This window comes from Levilactobacillus zymae, assembly GCF_032190635.1.
In the GTDB taxonomy this organism is placed as follows: Bacteria; Bacillota; Bacilli; order Lactobacillales; family Lactobacillaceae; genus Levilactobacillus; species Levilactobacillus zymae_A.
The window spans coordinates 358,783-378,111 of sequence record NZ_JAVLAS010000001.1 but is presented as its reverse complement, the minus strand read 5'-3'; the positions used below and the strand labels follow the sequence as shown (position 1 = coordinate 378,111).

General features: G+C 51.8%; 20 protein-coding genes and 1 pseudogene. 11 read left to right on the top strand and 10 right to left on the bottom strand.

The features are described from left to right. Positions 1-163: 163 nt before the first annotated feature. Positions 164-1,084, bottom strand: coding sequence for an IS30-like element ISLsa1 family transposase (locus tag RI501_RS01670; RefSeq protein ID WP_082265524.1), 921 nt, complete (start codon positions 1,082-1,084; stop codon positions 164-166). A gap of 107 nt (positions 1,085-1,191) precedes the next feature. Here RI501_RS01670 and RI501_RS01665 point away from each other — a divergent pair, with 107 nt between their 5' ends. Both RI501_RS01665 and RI501_RS01660 read left to right on the top strand, forming a co-directional pair. Continuing rightward, positions 1,192-2,091, top strand: coding sequence for a DUF916 and DUF3324 domain-containing protein (locus tag RI501_RS01665; RefSeq protein ID WP_313820052.1), 900 nt, complete (start codon positions 1,192-1,194; stop codon positions 2,089-2,091). A gap of 32 nt (positions 2,092-2,123) precedes the next feature. Continuing rightward, positions 2,124-2,603 carry an LPXTG cell wall anchor domain-containing protein gene (locus RI501_RS01660; protein ID WP_313820051.1) on the top strand — a complete coding sequence of 160 codons (480 nt, stop codon included), beginning with the start codon at positions 2,124-2,126 and terminating at the stop codon, positions 2,601-2,603. Between the two features lie 148 nt (positions 2,604-2,751). On the opposite strand, the gene RI501_RS01655 is transcribed toward RI501_RS01660, so the two are convergent. Beyond that, positions 2,752-3,526 (bottom strand): IS5-like element ISLpl3 family transposase gene (locus RI501_RS01655; protein ID WP_313820050.1). Its coding sequence is split into 2 segments (ribosomal slippage): positions 2,752-3,199 and positions 3,198-3,526, totalling 777 coding nucleotides; the frame shifts between segments, so codons are not numbered across the junction. Between the two features lie 285 nt (positions 3,527-3,811). Here RI501_RS01655 and RI501_RS01650 point away from each other — a divergent pair. After that, positions 3,812-5,149, top strand: a complete 1,338-nt coding sequence (locus RI501_RS01650; RefSeq protein WP_313820049.1) for a hypothetical protein — start codon at positions 3,812-3,814, stop codon at positions 5,147-5,149. A gap of 41 nt (positions 5,150-5,190) precedes the next feature. Here RI501_RS01650 and RI501_RS01645 read toward each other — a convergent pair whose 3' ends face one another. Genes RI501_RS01645 through RI501_RS01630 form a run of 4 tightly spaced genes read right to left on the bottom strand, consistent with a single transcriptional unit; the run spans position 5,191 to position 8,906 of the window. Continuing rightward, entirely contained in the window at positions 5,191-6,507 is a 1,317-nt protein-coding gene (locus RI501_RS01645) for a TIGR03111 family XrtG-associated glycosyltransferase (RefSeq protein ID WP_313820048.1), read from the bottom strand. Positions 6,508-6,539: 32 nt separating this feature from the next. Then, entirely contained in the window at positions 6,540-7,142 is a 603-nt protein-coding gene (gene xrtG, locus RI501_RS01640) for an exosortase family protein XrtG (protein WP_313820047.1), read from the bottom strand. After that, a complete protein-coding gene (locus RI501_RS01635) occupies positions 7,139-8,455 on the bottom strand; it encodes a Firmicu-CTERM sorting domain-containing protein (protein WP_313820046.1) in 1,317 nt (438 codons plus the stop codon). The genes xrtG and RI501_RS01635 overlap by 4 nt, the downstream gene beginning before the upstream one ends. Before the next feature lie 52 nt (positions 8,456-8,507). Further along, on the bottom strand, positions 8,508-8,906 hold the full coding sequence (locus RI501_RS01630; RefSeq protein ID WP_313820045.1) for a 6-carboxytetrahydropterin synthase: 399 nt from the start codon (positions 8,904-8,906) through the stop codon (positions 8,508-8,510). A gap of 178 nt (positions 8,907-9,084) precedes the next feature. On the opposite strand from RI501_RS01630, the gene RI501_RS01625 reads away from it, so the two are divergent. The 3 genes from RI501_RS01625 to RI501_RS01615 all read left to right on the top strand — a co-directional run bounded on the left by RI501_RS01625 (position 9,085) and on the right by RI501_RS01615 (position 11,464). Beyond that, on the top strand, positions 9,085-10,656 hold the full coding sequence (locus RI501_RS01625) for a TIGR03766 family XrtG-associated glycosyltransferase (protein WP_313820044.1): 1,572 nt from the start codon (positions 9,085-9,087) through the stop codon (positions 10,654-10,656). Between the two features lie 143 nt (positions 10,657-10,799). Continuing rightward, positions 10,800-11,120, top strand: a complete 321-nt coding sequence (locus tag RI501_RS01620; protein WP_313820043.1) for a PadR family transcriptional regulator — start codon at positions 10,800-10,802, stop codon at positions 11,118-11,120. A 2-nt stretch (positions 11,121-11,122) separates the two neighbouring features. Next, positions 11,123-11,464: a DUF1048 domain-containing protein gene (locus RI501_RS01615; protein WP_313820042.1), complete on the top strand. Its 342-nt coding sequence runs from the start codon at positions 11,123-11,125 to the stop codon at positions 11,462-11,464. A 70-nt stretch (positions 11,465-11,534) separates the two neighbouring features. On the opposite strand, the gene RI501_RS01610 is transcribed toward RI501_RS01615, so the two are convergent. Further along, complete coding sequence (locus RI501_RS01610) at positions 11,535-11,855, bottom strand: type II toxin-antitoxin system HicB family antitoxin (protein ID WP_313820041.1); 321 nt, start codon at positions 11,853-11,855, stop codon at positions 11,535-11,537. Positions 11,856-12,063: 208 nt separating this feature from the next. Between RI501_RS01610 and RI501_RS01605 the strand changes: the two genes are divergently transcribed. Next, positions 12,064-12,990 carry a DNA/RNA non-specific endonuclease gene (locus tag RI501_RS01605; protein WP_313820040.1) on the top strand — a complete coding sequence of 309 codons (927 nt, stop codon included), beginning with the start codon at positions 12,064-12,066 and terminating at the stop codon, positions 12,988-12,990. An 86-nt stretch (positions 12,991-13,076) separates the two neighbouring features. On the opposite strand, the gene RI501_RS01600 is transcribed toward RI501_RS01605, so the two are convergent. Genes RI501_RS01600 through RI501_RS01590 form a run of 3 tightly spaced genes read right to left on the bottom strand, consistent with a single transcriptional unit; the run spans position 13,077 to position 14,146 of the window. Next, a complete protein-coding gene (locus RI501_RS01600) occupies positions 13,077-13,508 on the bottom strand; it encodes a hypothetical protein (RefSeq protein WP_313820039.1) in 432 nt (143 codons plus the stop codon). Positions 13,509-13,564: 56 nt separating this feature from the next. Then, the gene (locus tag RI501_RS01595; protein WP_313820038.1) at positions 13,565-13,870 is read right to left on the bottom strand and encodes a hypothetical protein; all 306 of its coding nucleotides are present in this window, start codon (positions 13,868-13,870) and stop codon (positions 13,565-13,567) included. Next, positions 13,871-14,146, bottom strand: a complete 276-nt coding sequence (locus RI501_RS01590) for a Mor transcription activator family protein (RefSeq protein ID WP_313820037.1) — start codon at positions 14,144-14,146, stop codon at positions 13,871-13,873. A gap of 361 nt (positions 14,147-14,507) precedes the next feature. Between RI501_RS01590 and RI501_RS01585 the strand changes: the two genes are divergently transcribed. From RI501_RS01585 to RI501_RS01570, 4 genes and pseudogenes are all read left to right on the top strand, one after another. Beyond that, positions 14,508-15,578 (top strand): mandelate racemase/muconate lactonizing enzyme family protein, encoded by a 1,071-nt coding sequence (locus RI501_RS01585; protein ID WP_313820036.1) that lies wholly within the window; start codon positions 14,508-14,510, stop codon positions 15,576-15,578. A gap of 51 nt (positions 15,579-15,629) precedes the next feature. Further along, positions 15,630-17,261 carry a peptide ABC transporter substrate-binding protein gene (locus tag RI501_RS01580; RefSeq protein ID WP_313820035.1) on the top strand — a complete coding sequence of 544 codons (1,632 nt, stop codon included), beginning with the start codon at positions 15,630-15,632 and terminating at the stop codon, positions 17,259-17,261. 144 nt (positions 17,262-17,405) lie between these two features. Next, positions 17,406-18,593, top strand: coding sequence for a CocE/NonD family hydrolase (locus tag RI501_RS01575; RefSeq protein ID WP_313823108.1), 1,188 nt, complete (start codon positions 17,406-17,408; stop codon positions 18,591-18,593). Then, positions 18,590-19,300 (top strand): annotated as a pseudogene (locus tag RI501_RS01570) (CocE/NonD family hydrolase); the annotation flags it as partial. The gene RI501_RS01575 and the pseudogene RI501_RS01570, both read left to right, overlap by 4 nt. Positions 19,301-19,329: the final 29 nt, after the last annotated feature.

The window sequence follows — 19,329 nt, the reverse complement described above, 5'->3', positions numbered from 1 at the left end:
ACATATCGTTTTGTTGGTTGTCAGTTTAATAATTGGTGCATGTGTTCCCTTATTAGCCCGTGCGGATAATACTGCCAACACTGTTGGATATAGTGTCTCGGCTAAGATTCCCAGTAATCAAATTAATCGAGAAAATTCGTTTTTCGATTGGCAAATTACAAGTTTAATCCGAACAAGCCCGGAATCTTTCAATGGCAGTCTGTTGATGATGTATTTTTAATGGTCGTTGATTAATTAGTTCAAGTGCTGCTAGGATCTCATCAGTCGTTACTTGGCTAAAATTGGTCTTTTTCGGGAAGAACCAGCGTAACCGTCTATTAAAATATTCATTGGAACCTCGCTCCCATGGTGAATATGGATGGCAAAAATAAACTTTGATCTGATAATCCTGTTCTAAGGCCTGATAATTGGCAAACTCTTTACCATGATCAACAGTAATGGATTTTACTTGGGGACCGAAGGCCCCCATAAACTTGCCAAAGGCGGTGTTTAGAGCCTTAGCCGTTCTATTAGGGGCTTTGATGGCCCATAGAAGTCGGGTCTTACGTTCTACGAATGTAACCAGACATGATCGTGACTCACTTCGACTAGAAAGCACCGTATCTACTTCCCAATGACCAAAAGCTAACCGTTGATTAACAGTTGTTGGCCGTTGTTCGATGGAAGTCCCACTTGTAAATTTCCCACGATTTTCGCTCACTCGGTGCTGGCGGACATTCCGATTGGGTAGATCAGTCAATTTGAAGAGGAGCCAGCCACGATTAAGCCAATTATAAATTGACGCAGTGCTCAAGTTATAAGCGGCCGCAATGGTTTCTGGTGACCAGGTTAATCGTAAGTGATTGGTAATTAAAGTCGCTAATGCTGCCGTCAGCATCGAACGACGACCGCAATTCCGCCTTTTGCGATCTGCATCTTGCTGAGCTAATTCTGGATCATAAGGTTTAACCCGGTCCAACTCATAGCTAATCGTAGCTTTGGCGACGCCTAAGGCGTCAGCCATTACTTGGTAAGATTTATTCCCCTCATTGACCAGTTGTGCTAGTGCGCCACGTTGAAAACGTGATAAAGTAGATGTACCCAAAGTAATCACTCCCTATATTGGTTGGAATTAGCTACTACCATTGTAAGTGATTGCTTTGGGCTTTTTAATTTCTGTTCGGATTAATTATAGAATTTGCCGATTTAAAAATGAAATCTGGGCAAACGGAAAAACTTCAAGTTCGCGTTTATAATCTAACCAATCAGGAAATTAAAGTCCAAACTGCCATTCATACTGCTTGGACCAGTTCCGGTGGTGCTATCGAGTACGTTAAACCCGCGACCTCGTTTGATCCCTCACTTCGTTACAAAATGAGTGACATTAGTAAAATTCAAGGAAAAAAGACAATTACCATTCCATCCAAAGGATCTAAATTGGTTACTACAACCGTTAAAGTTCCCAAGACCAACTTTAACGGGGTTATCTTAGGAGGATGGTACTTTAAACGGATTGATAGCAAAGTAACTGGAAACGTTAAGGGCGCCAGTAATCTGCGGAATCAATACTCTTACGTTATTGGCATGAAGTATACGATGGGAACGGTCCCCGCTCCAGAAATGAAACTGGGCAAGGTCTCCGCCGGATTAGGAAACTATCACCGTGGTATCTTTGCCAATCTGCGTAACACCTCGGCGGTCATTATCCCAAACCTCAAAATGGATACTAAAATCACCGACCGAGATAACGGCGCCAAGGTCATCAAGCACGCCACTCAAGAAAACGTTCAGATGGCACCTAATACGACCTTTCGGTACCCAATGCTCTTTGGGAAGACGCCATTAAAGGCTGGTCACTATCACCTTCACATGGTCGTTAAAAATACCGATAGAACTTGGGTCTTTGACCGCAACTTCACCATCACCCAGGCTCAAGCTAACAAGTACAATCACGATGCTGTTGAAAATTCTGGAATTAGCGTGTGGTTACTTGTGGCCTTAGGAGCCCTAGGGATGCTCATTTTAGTCCTACTAATTTTACTCATCATCTATTTGATTCGGCGCAAGCGCAAACAAGACGATGAAGATTCTGATGCTTCGAACACCAAATAATGTAACTAAAACTAATAAGGGGGGCGTTGATTATGACAAAGAAGTTCATGCAACTTATGTTGGTTCTGACGTTAATTTTAGGTTTTAGCGGCGGAACATCAGCGCTCGCCGCAACCGGCACTGGTCATACGACCACGGGAATCACTTTTGTCGGGGGACCCACCAATACAACAAACGGTAGCTCATCCGAACTTAACTCTAATGGTGCTGGCGCAAACGGGACGACTGCCGCGGACAACGGTACCGATCCCGATGGTGCCGCCAGTAATAAAAAAATCCCCAATGGTAAGAAACCAATAACCAAAACCGGAAAGTCGGCCGATCAAGTTGCTCCGACGACCCATCGCTCCGCTGTCAAAGCAATAACAACGGCTGTGTTATCTGGTAGGCTCCCACAAACTAACGAAGTTCAATCAGTTTTGATTGAATTAATTGGACTACTCTTATTGGTTGTGCTAGTTCTAAGTATCATTATCCGACGGCAGGCCCGCCTATTGAGAGAGAAGGAGTGAATCAAGATGTCACATTTTAAACAAATAATGTTGAAGCTTGGTTTACTCATCATGACCATATTTGGTTGCGGCTTGATGTTAGAATCAGCTCACGCGGCCACGCTCCCTTCTGGAGCTAGTTTGGTTTCAACTAGGGTCCGTCTGAAAACTACTTAAGTAAGATGCAAATTGAGGCAATGTAAACCGTAGCCAGATAAACATGAGCGAGCTTATCATAACGCGTTGCAATCCTACGAAAGTTCTTCAACTGATTGAAGAAGTTCTCAATCAAATGGCGCTCACAATAAACGTGGTAATCACAGGTCCACTTGTCTTTGGTATTTTCCTTTGGCGGAATGGTATAGACGGCTGCTTTATCTTTAATACACTGGCGAAGTTTCGCGGTGCCATAGGCTTTATCCGCGATAATATTTGATTGAGAAATATCGAAGCCTTCCAGCAACTCACTGGCAACTTGGCTATCATGTACTTGACCACCTGTTAGGCGAAAACCCAAGGGATTCCCTAATCCGTCAACGAGTGCGTGAATCTTGGTCGTTCGGCCACCTCGACTTAGTCCAATAGCTTGATTTTCGACCATACATTCGGCGTTTTTTTGCCCCAGTGGCCTTTTGATGCGCTCGAACGATCGTTGAATCTAAGCTCAAGTTTTCCATGTCGGGATTGTCAATCAATTCGAGAAAAACCTGTTCGAACAAGCCTGAACTTACCCAGGCTCGGAAGCGACTATACACCGTTTTCCAAGAGCCATAGCGTTCAGGTAGATCACGCCAAGGAGCCCCGCTGCGCATGAGCCAGAGGATAGCGTTGAGGGCGGTACGGTTGTCTAGGCTTGATGGACGGCCAGTCCGGTATGGCGGGAAGTATCCTTTGATTCGGTCCCACTGAGCATCTTCCAGTTCGTATCGTTTAGGTGTTGTCATCGGAATGCCTCGATTCGTTTTTCCTCAGATTATACCTGAATTTTTAGTTTTCAGACAGTCCCTAGTTCTAACGTTTACTCATCCTTTGCATCCCCTCAGCGGATTGGAACAGTCAGCGGGACCGTTCCCACTACAATGCCCACTCTGACTTCGGTGGCTGCTAATAACCTATCTAGCACTAACCGAATTACTACCAAAACCACAGAAATCTATTTGGCCTTCTCCGGTAAGATTGCCATGCCATCTAGCTCAACGGCTAAGATTACGGAATTCACGCCTACCGTTATGACGAATACTAGCGGCGCTGCAGTTCCCGGAACTGGTGGGACTAACCTAGCTACTGGTACCAATAGTATTAGTTTTTCAGGAAATTACCTGAAAATTAATGTAGACTTCTCTAACTTAAATGATTTTCGTTTGGCTATGCCCATGGACTTTGGGTTCATCATTAAAACTAGTGATGGCAGCAAAACCATGAGCTACTACCTTGGCCAGAACAAAGCGGATTCATCTTCCCCTCTAACCATTGCAGATGTTTGGGAAGGTGGTTCCATTTCATCCAGCGGTCAAATTCTGACTCAGACTAAAAAACTGACTGTTAACAGTACCTATTCTCAGTCAATTACGACTCTGGCTAACATTAAATCTAGTGATACTTCAATCACGGGATATAATGCCTACACTAAGGACAATTTAACTATTTGGGCTGCACCTAAGGGGATTGACGGAACGACCAAAGTCTATAAGGGAACTATCAATAGTGATGGTACTTTTCAGATTGATTTTCCCCAAGCATTAGGGTTGTTAACCAACACCACTGTAATTTCGGTATTTGAAACCAACGATATGGGTGACCTCGTGGCTTCCGCAGCTAGTCTCAAAAACGTTTTAGATATCACTTCCGATAAATCTAGCATTGACGTATACCCAGATGATCTCACAGATAATATTAGTGGTAAGTCGGATAACGACGTCTTAAGTTGGCTTGTGAAACAGGCAGGCGTTAGCGTATCCCTTTTAGGAACTACCTTAAACAACAGTGATCTCACTTTCTCTGCGGATAAGTCAAACTTAGCGGATATTATTTCTAATCTAAACGATGGTGGTAGCACCACCATCACAATTAGTGCCAAAAATAGTGCCGGTGTCGCCACCGATGGCGGTGTCGCTATTACAGTTACGAAGCACAACGGCCAGATTGAATTCGGTACAATTGGTGATCTCGACTTTGGACTTAATGCCGTACCTACTAAAACCACTTTACTTGCACCCAAATCCGCTATCGTTAACGTTAACGATACGCGAACCGTCGATTCTAAATGGTCCGTCACGGCCGAAGCTTCACCGGTCACCAACGGCACTCGCTCCATCAACGGTCTCGTCTACAAATATGCTAATGGCAACGAAGAACCGATGACCAACCAAGCCGTTTTAGTAGCCAGTGGCAGTCGTGCTAAGGGCGTTAATACGGTTAACGCTGCTGATGATTGGGCAACCACCAGTAACGAAAAACAATCTGGAATTTACTTTAAAGCTGGCCCCACCATCTACTCAGGAGATAGCGGAACCACGTACACAGGAACTGTTACTTGGCGGCTATACGACACACCTGATGCTAATTGATTCTCAGTCAAAATAGACGCGCTCCCACACCGGGAACGCGTCTATTTTGATTGCTTATAATTTTCCCACAGAGCTTTCGCATCCGCTTTGACCTGTCGGCGCACCTCTTGGGCCTCCACGTTGGGACGTTTGCTGGTCCAGTTCGCCGAGCTGACCATCATATTGATGGTCCCAATCAGTCGAAACCAGAAGCACACCAGGTTATACCCTGGTAGTGTGAACATGGTCCACCACTGGTGGTCATAGAACTTACGCTCCTCCGGAAAGTTCGCCAATAACGTTCGCACGCAGATGAAGTTTAACGCCTCCACCAACACATACAGGAAGTAGATCAAGATGTACGATGCCGCCAACACCACCGCCGAGTAGCGGAAGAATAGTAGCACAATACTGGCGAAAAACCAGATCATCTTAGGAAACATGAAGGTGTGGTCAATCATCAACCGCCGCACCAGGAAGTTATTAAAGAAATTATCTAACCCGGCCTTCCCGCGATTGTAGTTGTGGACCGCCTCCAGTTCCCCCCGTTGCCAGCGTTGGCGCTGGGTGTATAACTCGCCCCACCCGCTGATGGGACCGATGTAGAAGATCGCATCGTGACACAGAATGATTTTATCACCCAGGCGTTGGCGAATCTGAAACGTCATGTCGGTATCTTCACCGACCGTTTCCGTATTGTACATAAACGTGCTGTAGAGCACATCACATCGAAACGCCGAGAACGCCCCGGACATGGTAAATAATTCATTTTTCCCGGACTCAATCGTCCGCCCCGACAAGAAGGCCTGCGCGTATTCGAAGTATTCGTTACGCTGCAGGGTCCGCAATCGGCGCCGCTTAGTCGCCATGATATCGTGCTTGTTCGACAAGATGGTCCCGGTCATGGCCGCGATGTGCGGGTCGTTTTCAAACCGCAGCACCAGGTTCGTTAACGCGTGGGGTTCCAAACGACCGTCACTATCGATATTAATGATATAGGTACCGATCGCGTTATACATGGCCACGTTAAGCGCCTGCGCCTTCCCCTTTTCCGTATGAATGATCGACAGGTGCAGGTCCGCGAAGTGGTTCTGGGCGTCCGCGAAGACCCCAAAGCTATTGTCGGTACTCTGGTTGTCGGCCACAATTACCTGGATAGAATCCTTCGGGTAGGTCGATTGCGCAATCGAATCCAAGCAATCGAACAGGGTGTCTTCCGAGTTGTAGACCGGCACTAAGATCGAAATCATCGGCCACTTCGCCGGTGGCTCTAAGTGCACCTGATGGGTTCCCTGATAATACACCCGAAACGCCGAAATCATCGACGGGATAATTTCCACGATGACCGGAATAATGGTCCAGGTGATCCAGAAGCCCATTTTAAAGAACGTCAGCTGTAACCAATATTGAATCAGTGTGTGTCACCCCTTTGCTTGGGATGGAACTTAAAGTACAGTCCCCGCGCCATTTGCGAATAGGTAAAGACGTTGTAGTACAGGATAATCACCAGCACGTAGAAGACCAATCGCCCGATGATGGTGTGGGCCAGAAAGAAGCTGCCCGGACCAAAGAAGTGCACGAGAATCACCACCAGACTAATCCGCAAGACGTTATCCAGGTAGATCCACACGATCCCAAAGACCGCGTAGAAGACCCGTTCCCGCCGCCGATAGGTCGGAAAAAAGGCGATCAACGCCAGAAAGGCCATGGTCTCGATGATTCCCGAACACTCGTAGTCGATGGTCATCAACGTGGTGGCGTTGGTACTGATGATGTGCACAATCCCGTATTTCGCCATGACCTGGCACATCCCCGTCACCGCGCCCAGCCCCGAGATGGCCGTGATCACCGCGTGGGTGAAGAACCAGACCCAGTATGGATCGCTTAACGTGATGAGGATAAAAAAGAGTCCCACGCTACCCACAATGAAGAAGTAGGCCGGCAATTGGACTCTCCGTAAGACTGACAAGGCATATAACCACACGATGGTGCCCAGAATCAATAACGGGTTCATTGGTCACCCTCGTGCCGCCGCTTGCGCCGGTTAAACTGCCAAAGACCAAACAACGCGATGCCGAACCCACTGCTGGCAAGCAGGACCGGTCCGGTGCTCCCACCGGTGACGGTCATGGATTGCTTCCCCAAGTTATCGTTTTTCAGGGTAATCGTTTGGCCGTCCGCGCTAGAGGCCTTGAAATCCTTGAGTGGCAACTTGATTTCAAAGACGTCACTGGAGCCACCGGTCTGGGTGGCCACCCGGGTAGCTGCCCCTTCGACATCATCGGGCTTAGCGGTCCAGGAATTAGTCTTCGCACAGTAGATTCCCATGGTAATGGACTGGGTCGCCCCCACGCTCGACAACGGTGTAAAGGTCCCGCCATCAGCGTTTTCCACGGTTAAATCATAGGTTGTGTTGCCAATCGTGAGCTTATAGCCCGATGGTTGGAGCCGCGCGTACCCGTTCCCCGTGTTCGGCGACATATTAATGTAGATATAGAGGTTGCCGCCATACTGAACCATGGCGCCATCCTTGACGTTATAGTCATCGTCGGATTCTCTAATCTTAGTCTTATCGACGTTGGCCCAGTCATCGAACGCGCCATCGATTACGATGTCCGGGTGCCCAGCGTAATCCTTACCGGCATCCCCCTTCGTGGTCGTGCCATCGCCCTCGGCAGTCTGTGCATCGTCATCTCCCGTGGTATCGGTGTCCGTCGCGGTCGTATCGCGAGTGTCCGTGACGGTGTAATTTCCTAAATTACTATAACTACCGCTACTTAACGTAAATTCGGCGGTGTCATCAGCCAACTGTAGGTCTAGCAGGGGGACCTCCCCCTCGAAGACGTCTTGGTACCCGGCCTGACTGGAATTTTTGACCGCCGTGACGTAACCAGTGGCCACGCCCGTGTTATTGTAGGCGCCCCAGTTTCCAGTAACGTTTACGGAAACTTCCGTTTTACTACCGACGGTGGTTGGCGGCGTATACGACCCGTTAAGCTTAGGCTCTGGCGTTAGCCAATAGGTTTGGTTGCCCGCTTGGAGCTGATAAGCCTGATAGAGCTGAAAGTCGTTACTGGCGGCCCAGCCGTTATCGTTACCCGCAACCGTCCCCGTTGGATTCATCGCGACGTAATAGTAGAGCGTGCTCTTGGTCACCACCATAGCTACCTGCGCCTTACTACCGGTCGTGACCTTGCTGACGTGATCCCAATCCGAAACGTCACCATCAATGTTAATCTTGGTGGCCGCGGCGGCCGAACTGGTCGCCCAGATGAGTCCCATGACGACCGCGACCATTGTTAAAATGACTTGTTGTGTTCGCTGCATGGTTGATTCCTCCCCATACTTAAATTGCTGACGTGTGTTTACCCAAATTACCTTACTTAGCTTGATCATCAACGTCCTTAGTCTGCCAGTCCCGTACATCGATGCAGTAGGCCCGAATCGGCGAATCACTCACTTCGATGCGCAACAGCTGGGCACCATTCTCGCGTAACGTCTTATCGATCTTCGTAAAGAGGTACTCCGTCACGTTTTCCACGGTCGGATTAACCGTCTTGAATTCCGGTAAATCGTTTAAAAACTTACCCGATAACCCATCCAAGACTTGATGTAAATTCTTTTCGATATCGTAGAAGGCAACCATCTCATCAATCGTATGCAACTCGCAAACGATTTCCCAGGTGTGCGTGTGCTTCTTCCCCGAGCCCGTGGCCCAGCGAATCGCGTGACTGGCATTCACGTAGGACTTGATTTTATAGGTCCGGTGTTTAACCATTCCATCGCCTCCCGTAAAAATATGACCTCACTGCTATCTTAGTTTAATATACTTACTTTGACAATAGTGTACTACTATAAGTGGTATAATTTTGTGCAGATAACTATAGATGCACGCTGTTAGTCGTTGGGGCTAAAATCTAACCCACCCGAACAGCGTGAAGACAGGAGTCCTCGTTGTGGATATACTCGCCACGTTGGGGCACCGGACCATTAACTTTTTCTGGCACGTGCTCTTCCTATTAACTTTATTTTTCGCCTGGACCTCGACCAACCTGACCATTGGTGATAATTGGACGTTCGGGACCAGCACCACCTGGGTCACCACTGGTTTCGTGTTGGTCCTGTTAGGTGGTAGCCTCGCGCTTTGGGCCTACCCCCGCTGTCGCCACCTGGCTAAACGGCTCTTCGTGGATCATCAATTGTGGGTAGCCGGGAGCTTACTGGTGGCCGTGGTGGTCTGGCAGATCGTTTTTGTCACCTACGTGCACCCCGTCAGTGGTTTTGACGCCGGCATGTTGCACTACGCCGCCGTGAGCCCCCGTCACGTCCTGGAAACCGGGGTAACCGCCTACTACAGCCTGAACCAAAACAACCTCCCCATTATGTTGGCCATGCGTTGGCTGGTGGTGCACACCGGTCAAACCTCCTGGCAATTTTTCGACTACCTCACGCTGGGCATGGTGGATTTGTCGGCCCTCTTGAACCTGCTCACCGTAGTGGTGCTTAAGCGCCGCTATCTGGGCGTCAGCTTGTACCTACACGCGGCGTGGTTGGCCGTGTTCCCCAGCATTTTGATGCCCTACACCGACGCCTGGGTGCTGCCCTTCGTTTCATTGATGCTACTCTGCGCCGCTCTCATCGGCCACCCCACCGTCCCCTTGCTGGGAAAGTGGGCCACCGCAGCCGTGTTGGGCATCACCATCGCCATCACCTACTTTATTAAGCCCTCGGCGATCATCCCCGTCATCGCGATGATCATTGTCGCGGGGTTGACCTGGCTGACGCAAGACCGGCTACTCACCGGCCACGGGATCGCCCTTACCGCCGGGGTGCTCCTTTTGGCCAGCCTCACCGCGGGCGGCACCTACCTGACCATCAACCGGGCCGTGCAACACCAAGACTATATCCAGATCGATAAGTCGCGGGCGATTCCCGCCATCCACTTTGCGGCCATGGGGGTCTACGGTGAAGGTGGCTACAGCGAAAAACAGGCCATCGCCATGGCGGTCCTCCCCACGGCTGAACAAAAAACGGCCTATTCCCAAAAGATGCTGGTCAGCCGGTTAAAACAGCTGGGACCACTGGGTTACCTGAAGTTTCTGGTCCTTAAACAGCGTAATAACACGGCCGATGGTACCTTCGGCTGGCTCAAGGAAGGGCACTTCTTCCGGGAGAATCAGAAACCCAGCCAGCACGGATTAGCGAACAAGTTCAAGAATTACATTTACCTCTACGGCACCCACATCGCCGACTTTCGCTTCATCGCGCAGGTCTGGTGGGTCGGCTTGTTGACCTTGATTGCGCTGGGTTGGGGCGACCAACGCGGGTTCCGCGAGGTTCTGCGGCTCTCCCTCATCGGGGGCTTCATGTTTCTACTGCTCTTCGAAGGGGGCCGGAGTCGCTACCTGATCCAGTACCTCCCCTGCTTCCTATTATTGGCCACCCTCGCTGCCAACCGTAGTCGGGCCACGGTTCGGTTACTGGTCAATCAATTTAACGGGGTTAAACCGACCCCCCAAACCGATTAATTTAAAACACCGCTCAGTGGCTTACCGCCAACTGGGTGGTGTTTTTGATTAGTTCCCTGCTTGACAGCAGTACTATATTGTTATACTATATAGCAGTACTCAGTTACGCAATGTAGTTCATTCATCCCCAAGGAGGTGCACCCGTGCAAGGTTTAACGGAATTACTCAAAGGCTCACTGGAGGGCATCGTGCTCCAACACATCAGCCGCGGCGAGACTTACGGTTACGAGATTACCCACTATCTGAGCGAATTGGGTTTCGACGACATCGTCGAGGGCACCGTCTACACGGTCCTCTTACGGCTCGAAAAGAAGGGGCTTCTAACGGTGGAACGACGCAAATCCGCCGTTGGACCCCAACGGAAATTTTATCAACTCAACGCCGCTGGGGAGGCCTACCTCCAGGATTTCTGGACCAAGTGGGACTTCCTAGCTCAAAAAATGACGCAATTAAAGGAGCGCTAAGCATGGCGAATATTTTACAAAAGCTCATCGGCGATAAAAAACGCTATCACCAGTTCCAACGCGACGTGGCGGCCCTACCGCAACCCTACGCCGCCACCCTGCAGGCCCTGGAAAAGTACATGTGGAACTTTGCCAAGGGCGAAGGCTTCCTGGACGCCCTGGAAGCCATCCTGCACCTCTTCGAAGAAAGCGCCGCCGACCAGGTGCCCGTCGCCCAAATCATCGGGGACGACCCTGTCAAATTCTGCGACGCCATCATGGCCCAATACCCCAACGACCTCTGGTTGATTACCTACCAGAACCGGCTGCGCCAACGCGTCGCGGCCATCGAAAATCAGCAGTAACTTAAAATCCCCCGCTGACCGGATTGGTCGGCGGGGGATTTACTTTTTTTAGGTAAGGCCTTGGGGGAGGTTACTTAGCTAAATTTAAGGGTAACACGCTCACATCAGCCTCGACTGGCTGGGTAGCCACGTTACTCAGATCAACGGCAACGAACTGAATGAAATCAGCGGGATAACGGTGAGCTAACTCCGTCATGGTACTAGCAACGGGCAGGTTTCCTTGATGATCCACCAGGAACCGGCCCAGCGTCGCGGTGGCGTTCACCAGGCTTTCGCCCAGATCCTGACCACCGGTAACGGCGTCGACGATGTCGGGGAAGATGACCGTGTAGCCATCGGCGTCGTCAGCGATAAAGACAGCGGGATACGTCACAATGCTTGTTTTCTTCATATTTACACCTCTTAGTTATTCACAATAAACGCATTATAGGCGGTCTGGCCGAGAACCTCAACCGCTGGTTCTTTCACTTAATTAAGCTTCAGCTAATCGAACCAAAAGCCGGCGTCGAATTGTGATAGCATTTGCATAATTCTTGCTATAAAATAAGTAGTGTTGAGGCGAATTGAATTCGCTAGTTAATCTTGGAGGAGGAACCATGATGCAAACTAAACCGGCTATCTGGGTGAAGTGGGTTCTGGCGATGATGTTAATCGTCGGGGGACTAGTTACCACTACCGCCGTCACCCCACCCACCCTGGCGCACGCCACTACGGTCTACGTCACCCGGACGGGGAAACACTACTTTTACAAACGGCACGACCGGGGCTTAAACCGAGCCAAGAAGGTCTACGCGGTCTCGCTGAAAACGGCGAAGCAACGCGGTTTGACCCTCTCGGCAACCGAAAAGGCCCCGGCTAAACGCCGGACGGTCAAGCGGGTCACGCGCAAAAAGGTGACCCGCAAGCGCACCGCTAAAAAGGTCACGGCTCGCGCCGCGGTCAAACCCCAGGGCACCTACACCGTGGGGGCCAAAACCTACCACGTCAAGGTGATCAACCACAATCACCCGGGCTTCAGTCGAGCCACCCTCTCGACCAAGCACGGCGCTTGGCAAACCTACGGCAACCTGGACGGCTATAACCGCGCCACGGCGGCCAACGCCCTGCTAAACCGGAAGTTGATGCCGAAGGGGCAGCGTCAAGTCCTATCCGTCAACCCGACCGCGTGGCACAACAAGCGCATCAAGACGGGCTGGCTGTACAACCGGTGCCACCTCATCGGGTACCAACTGACCGGTCAAAACAATAATCTGAAGAATCTGATCACCGGGACGCGGCAACTCAACGATCCCGGGATGACCACCTACGAAAACAAGGTGGCTGCCTACCTCAAAGCCAGTCCCAAGCATTACGTGCGTTACCGCGTCACCCCCGTCTTCAAGGGCCACGAACTGCTGGCTAGAGGCGTGAAGATGCAGATGCAATCCATCGGGTCGAACCGGATTCGCTACAACGTTTACCTGCCGAACACCCAACGTGGAATGAAGTTAAATTACGCTAACGGCCTAAGCCAGGTCGCCCGTTAATGGGATTGAGCGTCTAAATAAAGACGACTGCTAAGAAACCAAATTCTTAGCAGTCGTCTTTAATTTACACTGAGTTTCAAACGAGCTTAGTTAAAGTGCGTCACTTGATGAGCCACCGGAACCTTCTTAAAGCCCATCTTGCGGTAGTCGCTGTAATAAGTGAGCTTGAGGGTCTTCCCCTTCTTATAAATCACGTAATCGCGAGTCATTGCCAACACAATGCCGCGATGCGCGACGTGTCCCTTTAACCGGTACACATGTGCGCCCAGCTTCCGGTAGCGTAACCGGCTATGCGTCTGCAGTGGCATATTCGAGATCCCCCACAGAAACTTCTTGGCGGTAAAGGTATATTCGGTCGCAAATCCCTGAGCCGCGGTCTTATGCCGGTCCTGGAACTTCCCGCGCAGTGCCTTGGGTGTCCCCGTATGCCAAGTTGCCGCACTGGCCGTGGTCGTCGAAACGGTCCCTAGGGCCATGGTCGTTAAGGCCACTAAGGCCAGGTTGTTCAAACGTGTCATCAATTCTCCTCCTCTGATTAGCTAACTTGATCATGAATCCCCTTTAGTGTACCGCATTAGAACGGTCCCGTCCCATTTTTACGTCGCTCTTCTAATTCGTGGCGCGCCGCACTGCGCTCTTGGGGCGAATAACTATAGTTGTTGGCGTGATCTTTTAATTCTTCATTGTTATAAGTACTTAACCGGCGCACCCGTTCGTGGACTTGTTGATGTTCTTCGTGTTCCTGTTTGAAGGCCCAGCGTACTAGCAGAAACGCCACCGCACCAATACTGCCCCAGACCTGACCCCAGCTGACGTGAAACTTCGCGTGGGCGATCCAAGCGCCCCCACCGACTAAAATCACCAAAACGATAAATGACATTTATAATTCCCCCTTGTGTTTGGTCGTCCGGCGCAACACGGACTTAACCCACTTCTCACTATACCCGTACTTGCGCGCTAACGCCTGCTGATTCTTACCATTAAATTCCCGCAACACCATCTGGGCGGCCAGATCACGGTCATAGAGGTGCACCGGTATACTGATCTGAATGCCCCGATAATGGCGATAAACCTCCAGCATGGCCTCGGTCCCCACCAGTTCGCTTAGACCCCGATAAAAACTGTGGAGCGCCGCAATTTCGACTTTCTCCGCCATCTCGTCACCTCCTAAGCCCTAGTTTAGCCAATTCCGAAGACTTACATAATGCCACTTAGGCCCCCTATTTTCCTTGAACTAGGTGGGGACATCTGCCTTAGACTTGGCCAGCCAGTCCCAGGCCGCCGAAACGCCCGGTCACCCAACGCTCATGAACCCTCACGCACCGTTGTTTCACATGAAACAATCGCCACCCGATCGTCGCTGCCGGGAGCCATTGCCGGTAACTTTGAGGTGCTTGGTCCCATGTGCCCCGCCTATCCTGAAAAAAATTTATGGTTTACATTTTTTTCGTCCGGGTATAAAATTCCCTTTAATCATTAAAAAATGATTAGATTTATGAAAGGAGAATTACAAAACAATGAAAATAACCGAAATTACTGGCAAAACGGTCTCGGTCCAACTGACCAAGCCCTTCAAGGTGACCTTTGGCGAGATTCGGGCCATGGAATCTTTAATCCTAAAAATCACCACGGACACCGGGCTGGTGGGCTACGGCGAGGCCTGTCCCTTCGAACCCGTGACCGGGGAAAACATCGCGACCGAAAAACTCGCCCTCGCCGACTTTCGCCCCATCCTCATCGGGCAAGACCCCCGCGATATTGAGCAGCGCCACGCCGACATGGACCACCTCACCGTAGGCCATACCGCTTTAAAGGCGGGGATCGACATTGCTTTGTACGACCTTCTGGGCAAAGCCACCGGACTCCCGCTGTATCAACTCCTCGGAGGCCAAGCAAACCGGGTTAAAACGGATATCACCATTGCCATTGATACGCCCAGCGCCATGGCCGCCGAAGCACAACGCGACGTTGCGCGCGGTTTTACCCAGTTAAAAGTTAAGACCGGGCTCAACGTGCAGACCGATATTCAGGCCATTCAGCAGATTCTGGCCGTCGTCGATGACCGCGTCGAGGTTAAGGTCGACGCGAACCAGGGCTGGACCGCCAAGCAGACGATCGACGTCATGGATCGCTTCCAGCACACCAATTTAAAGGTTATCGAGCAGCCCTTGCCGTACTGGCAACACCCTGCTAACGCCCTCATTCGCCAACATATTTCGCAGAGCCTCATGCTCGACGAAAGCGTTCATTCGGCCCACGACGCCTTTGCCGTTCTTCAAGCCCACGAAGCCGACCTCATCAACATCAAACTCATGAAGTCCGCCGGCATCCTGGGGGCCGAACAGATCAACCACGTGGCCGCCGCGGCCGGCGTCCCCTGCATGATCGGCTGCATGGCCGAGTCGAGCATTGCCATCTGTGCGGCCGCCCACTTTGCCGCCGCTCACGCCAACATTACATATTGCGATCTAGATAGTTTCCTCATGTTTCAACAGCCCGACTGGCTCCGCGACGCCGGCTTCACAACCCATCACGATGTCATCCAACTAAGCGAACGACCGGGGTTAGGCGTGGAACTCGCTTTCTAGCGTCCCACTGCTAATTTCTTTACTTTAATAAATCATCTAGGAGGCTCCCGTATGAAAAAACACACCATCACGCTGGCCCTAGCGCTCTTAACCACAGTCTCCCTGAGCGCCTGTGGTCAGAAAAAAACGCAAGCCACCAAAACGTCCGCTAACTTCGGGCTCAACACCGAGGTGGCGTCCATGGACACCCTGAAGGCCCAAGATCCCAACAGCTTCGACGTGCAGGCCGCCGTTTTCAGCGGTCTCTACCGCATGAACGGGCAAGATAAGGTCGTCCCGGACGTCGCTAAGGGGCAACCCAAGCTCTCGAATGGCAATAAAACCTACACCATCAACTTGCGCCACAATGCGAAGTGGTCTAACGGCGATCCCGTTACCGCGCAAGATTTCGTCTACGCTTGGCAGCGCGGGGCGGATCCCAAGACCAAGAGCAATTACGCCTTCATCATTCAAACCGTGATCAAAAACGGCGATCGGGTGGCCACCGGCAAGCTCAGTCCGACCAAGCTCGGCGTAAAAGCGGTCGGTCGTTATCAACTGAAGGTGGACCTACAAAAGCCCACCCCTTACTTCAAATCGCTGTTAACCTTTAACCCGTACTTCCCCCAGAACAAGGCCTTCGAAAAAAAGGTGGGGAGCAAATACGCCACATCCCCGAGCACCATGGTTTACAACGGCCCTTACCAGCTCGCCAAGTACTCGCAAGGCGCCACCACCATCTCGTTGACGCGTAATGCCAAGTACACGGGATCCGTCACCCCCCACCTGAAGAAGCTTAACTTTCACGTGGTTAAGGATGCGTCCACCGGTTACGACCAATACCAGTCGCATAAGCTCGACATGACATTTTTAAGCACGAACCTGGTTAAAAACAATAAAAACAAGGCCGGCTTTAAGACCATCCCCAACTCGATGGTGACCTACCTTCAATTCAACATGCGCAAGAAGAGTCAATCGCCATTACTCAACAAGTCGCTGCGCCAAGCGCTGGCCAACGCCATCGATACCAAGCAGCTCGCCCAAAAGGTCCTACAAGACGAGTCCTCCCCGTTATCCGGGTACATCCCGCCGAAATTCGTTCGCAACACTGCTACGGGCAAAGACTTTCGTCAGGAAGGGGGGCAGCTGTACGTTGCTAATCAGCACAAGGTCGCCGCTGAGTGGGCCCAGGCCAAAAAGGCACTGGGGAAACAGAAAATCACCCTGCAACTGTTAATCGACGACGAGGATTGGCAAAAGACCACGGCCGAATACCTGCAGTCGGTCCTGGAAAAGAACCTCCCCGGCTTGAAGATCTCGATTCGTTCGTTACCGCAACAACAGGAACTGGGGATCGCCGCGCAAGGCAACTTCCAGATGGTTCTGGCGCAATGGGGCCCCGATTACCAAGATCCGATGACTTACCTCGGAAATTACACCAGCACCCCCGAACACACGGCCGGCTACCATAACTCAACCTATGATCGTTTGATTGCCAACGCTAACGGCAAGGACGTCAACCATGCCAAGCAGCGGTACGCCGACTTCCACGCGGCGGAAAAGCTACTGGTTAAAGATGAACAAGTGCTGGTACCGCTGAATCAGCAAGTCTATTCCGTCTTACAGCAGACCCAGTTAAAGGGCGTTCAACACCACATGGTCGGCGCGCCGTTCACCTACGCCACGGCTTACTGGCAGAAATAAGGGAGTGGTTTTTTGAAACTTGATTTTTACCTATCCGGCGTTAAACAGGCCGAATTCGTTGACGATGAAACGCAACTTAACCTGCTGGTCAACGGGAAAAGCCAACCCCTGACCGGCCCCCAGACCCAACGGTACACGCAACAGATGCAGGTCCCGCCCGCTAGCCTGCACCGCTACCTCCAGACCCCCTTTGACTTCTCAAAGTCGGTGATTACAACGGCGGCGGGTGAGGTCTTTCAGCAGACCCAGTCGGGAACGCTCTGGATCCAACGCGAACACAAACCCGCCGTCAACCTGGTTGTCAAAAACCAGCAGCTAGTGGGCTTTCAAATCACCGTCCGTGATACCACGGCCGTCATCATTCAGCCCGGCGATGAATCTCTGACCGTGCTGGCAGACTGGCAGGCCGCCCACCTACTCGTGACCCGACCATTAGCCGTGGCGACCCAATTTACCGCGCTGGTACCCATGCACGACCAGGTTAAGCTGGCCACCGAGGTCTTGTTACCGGCGGACGGTCAGCCCACCCACAGCACTATCCTCAGCCGCACCCCCTATGGTCGTCAGCTCTTCTACGCCGATTACCAGCGTTTTGTCCAACGAGGATATGCCGTGGTCGTCCAAGACGTCCGGGGACGCAACGATTCCGAGGGCGAGTGGCTCCCCATGGCCGCCGAGAGAGACGACGGCCGCGACACCGTCGACTGGATCGCGGCACAACCCTGGTCCAACCAAAACGTGGGGATGATTGGGGGCTCGTACGGTGGCTACGTCCAATGGGCCGCCGCTTCCTCGGGAACCCCGCACTTAAAGGCGTTGGTTAGCATGGTCACGGCCGGTGGCCCGTTCAACGACACGATTTACAAGAACGGGGCGCCCATCTCGGGCAGTCTAGCCTGGTTCTTCTCGACGGCCGAAAAACACTTCCACCCGGAAAACATGCAGCGCAATGATTGGCCGCAACTCCTCGGGATCCGGCCCTTAGAAAATATTCCCGTCGTGGGACTCGGTCACGCCATCCCGGGCTTCACCACCTTCATGACCCATCCCGCCTACGACGACTTCATGGCCAATATGGATTGGAAGACGCGCGCCGCGGCCATTACCGTGCCCGCGCTCATTCAAAGTGGTTGGTTTGACGACAACGGCGTCGGCACCACCGAAACCATCCGGGTGACGGATCATTATCCGGCCGGTAAACGCAAGTTAATCCTGGGGCCCTGGGTACACAGCGGTAACGCTCAGTACGACTTAGGGCCCATCCACCTGGGAGAACACGCGTTGCGCGCCGACATCGACCGCAACACGTTCGCTGGTTTGACCACTTTTTAAACGGTGTTGATAACGGTATCGACCGCGAACCCGTGGTGGATTACTACATGCTCAATACCGACGAATGGCGACACGCCGCTAGCTTCCCCGTGAACCCCCAGGCGACTACCTGGTTTTTAAACGCCCACGCCAACACGCTACAACCAACACTAGATAAGTCCGCTAAGACCAGTTACCGTTACGATCCGGCTCACCCCACCCCGCACTTGATTGACGTGTCGGCCAACGAGTTGGAGTTTCCTAACGATTACGCCCAGGTCGAACAGCGTCCCGATGTCGTCAGCTTTACCAGTGAACCCGTAAAAACGGCGCTCACGATTACCGGCTGGTTCCAGGTCACCTTTTTTGCCAGCAGCACCGCGGTGGACACCGATTGGGTGGTGCGCTTGACCGACGTCACGCCCACCGGTCAGTCCCTGAACATTGCCGAAGGCGTCCTCAACGCCAAGTTCCGTGAGTCCCCCCGGAAGCCGCAGTTGTTGGTTCCCGGCGAGGTCTACCGGTTCACCGTTGAAACCCAAAAGACGTCCATCCGGCTGCCCCAAGGCCACCGGCTCCGCCTCGACATTGCCAGTGCCGCGGACAACCTCATTTTCCCGAACAGCAACACCGCGCAGGGCGCCCAAACTACCGATGGCATTCCCGCCACCCAAACGATTTATACGGGACCGGACCATCCCTCAGCCTTACGCTTTAACCTGGAATAACCGGTGTCCATCATCCCAACCTAACGGAC

Excerpts from the sequence above, each read along its gene's own strand:
- RI501_RS01630 (WP_313820045.1), bottom strand. The coding sequence starts at position 8,906 with ATGGTTAAACACCGGACCTATAAAATCAAGTCCTACGTGAATGCCAGT.
- RI501_RS01665 (WP_313820052.1), top strand. The coding sequence starts at position 1,192 with ATGAAATCTGGGCAAACGGAAAAACTTCAAGTTCGCGTTTATAATCTA.
- RI501_RS01580 (WP_313820035.1), top strand. The coding sequence starts at position 15,630 with ATGAAAAAACACACCATCACGCTGGCCCTAGCGCTCTTAACCACAGTC.
- RI501_RS01595 (WP_313820038.1), bottom strand. The coding sequence starts at position 13,870 with ATGTCATTTATCGTTTTGGTGATTTTAGTCGGTGGGGGCGCTTGGATC.
- RI501_RS01575 (WP_313823108.1), top strand. The coding sequence starts at position 17,406 with ATGCAGGTCCCGCCCGCTAGCCTGCACCGCTACCTCCAGACCCCCTTT.
- RI501_RS01660 (WP_313820051.1), top strand. The coding sequence starts at position 2,124 with ATGACAAAGAAGTTCATGCAACTTATGTTGGTTCTGACGTTAATTTTA.
- RI501_RS01605 (WP_313820040.1), top strand. The coding sequence starts at position 12,064 with ATGCAAACTAAACCGGCTATCTGGGTGAAGTGGGTTCTGGCGATGATG.
- RI501_RS01635 (WP_313820046.1), bottom strand. The coding sequence starts at position 8,455 with ATGCAGCGAACACAACAAGTCATTTTAACAATGGTCGCGGTCGTCATG.
- RI501_RS01600 (WP_313820039.1), bottom strand. The coding sequence starts at position 13,508 with ATGACACGTTTGAACAACCTGGCCTTAGTGGCCTTAACGACCATGGCC.
- xrtG (WP_313820047.1), bottom strand. The coding sequence starts at position 7,142 with ATGAACCCGTTATTGATTCTGGGCACCATCGTGTGGTTATATGCCTTG.
- RI501_RS01590 (WP_313820037.1), bottom strand. The coding sequence starts at position 14,146 with ATGGCGGAGAAAGTCGAAATTGCGGCGCTCCACAGTTTTTATCGGGGT.
- RI501_RS01650 (WP_313820049.1), top strand. The coding sequence starts at position 3,812 with ATGACGAATACTAGCGGCGCTGCAGTTCCCGGAACTGGTGGGACTAAC.
- RI501_RS01585 (WP_313820036.1), top strand. The coding sequence starts at position 14,508 with ATGAAAATAACCGAAATTACTGGCAAAACGGTCTCGGTCCAACTGACC.
- RI501_RS01610 (WP_313820041.1), bottom strand. The coding sequence starts at position 11,855 with ATGAAGAAAACAAGCATTGTGACGTATCCCGCTGTCTTTATCGCTGAC.
- RI501_RS01645 (WP_313820048.1), bottom strand. The coding sequence starts at position 6,507 with ATGGGCTTCTGGATCACCTGGACCATTATTCCGGTCATCGTGGAAATT.
- RI501_RS01615 (WP_313820042.1), top strand. The coding sequence starts at position 11,123 with ATGGCGAATATTTTACAAAAGCTCATCGGCGATAAAAAACGCTATCAC.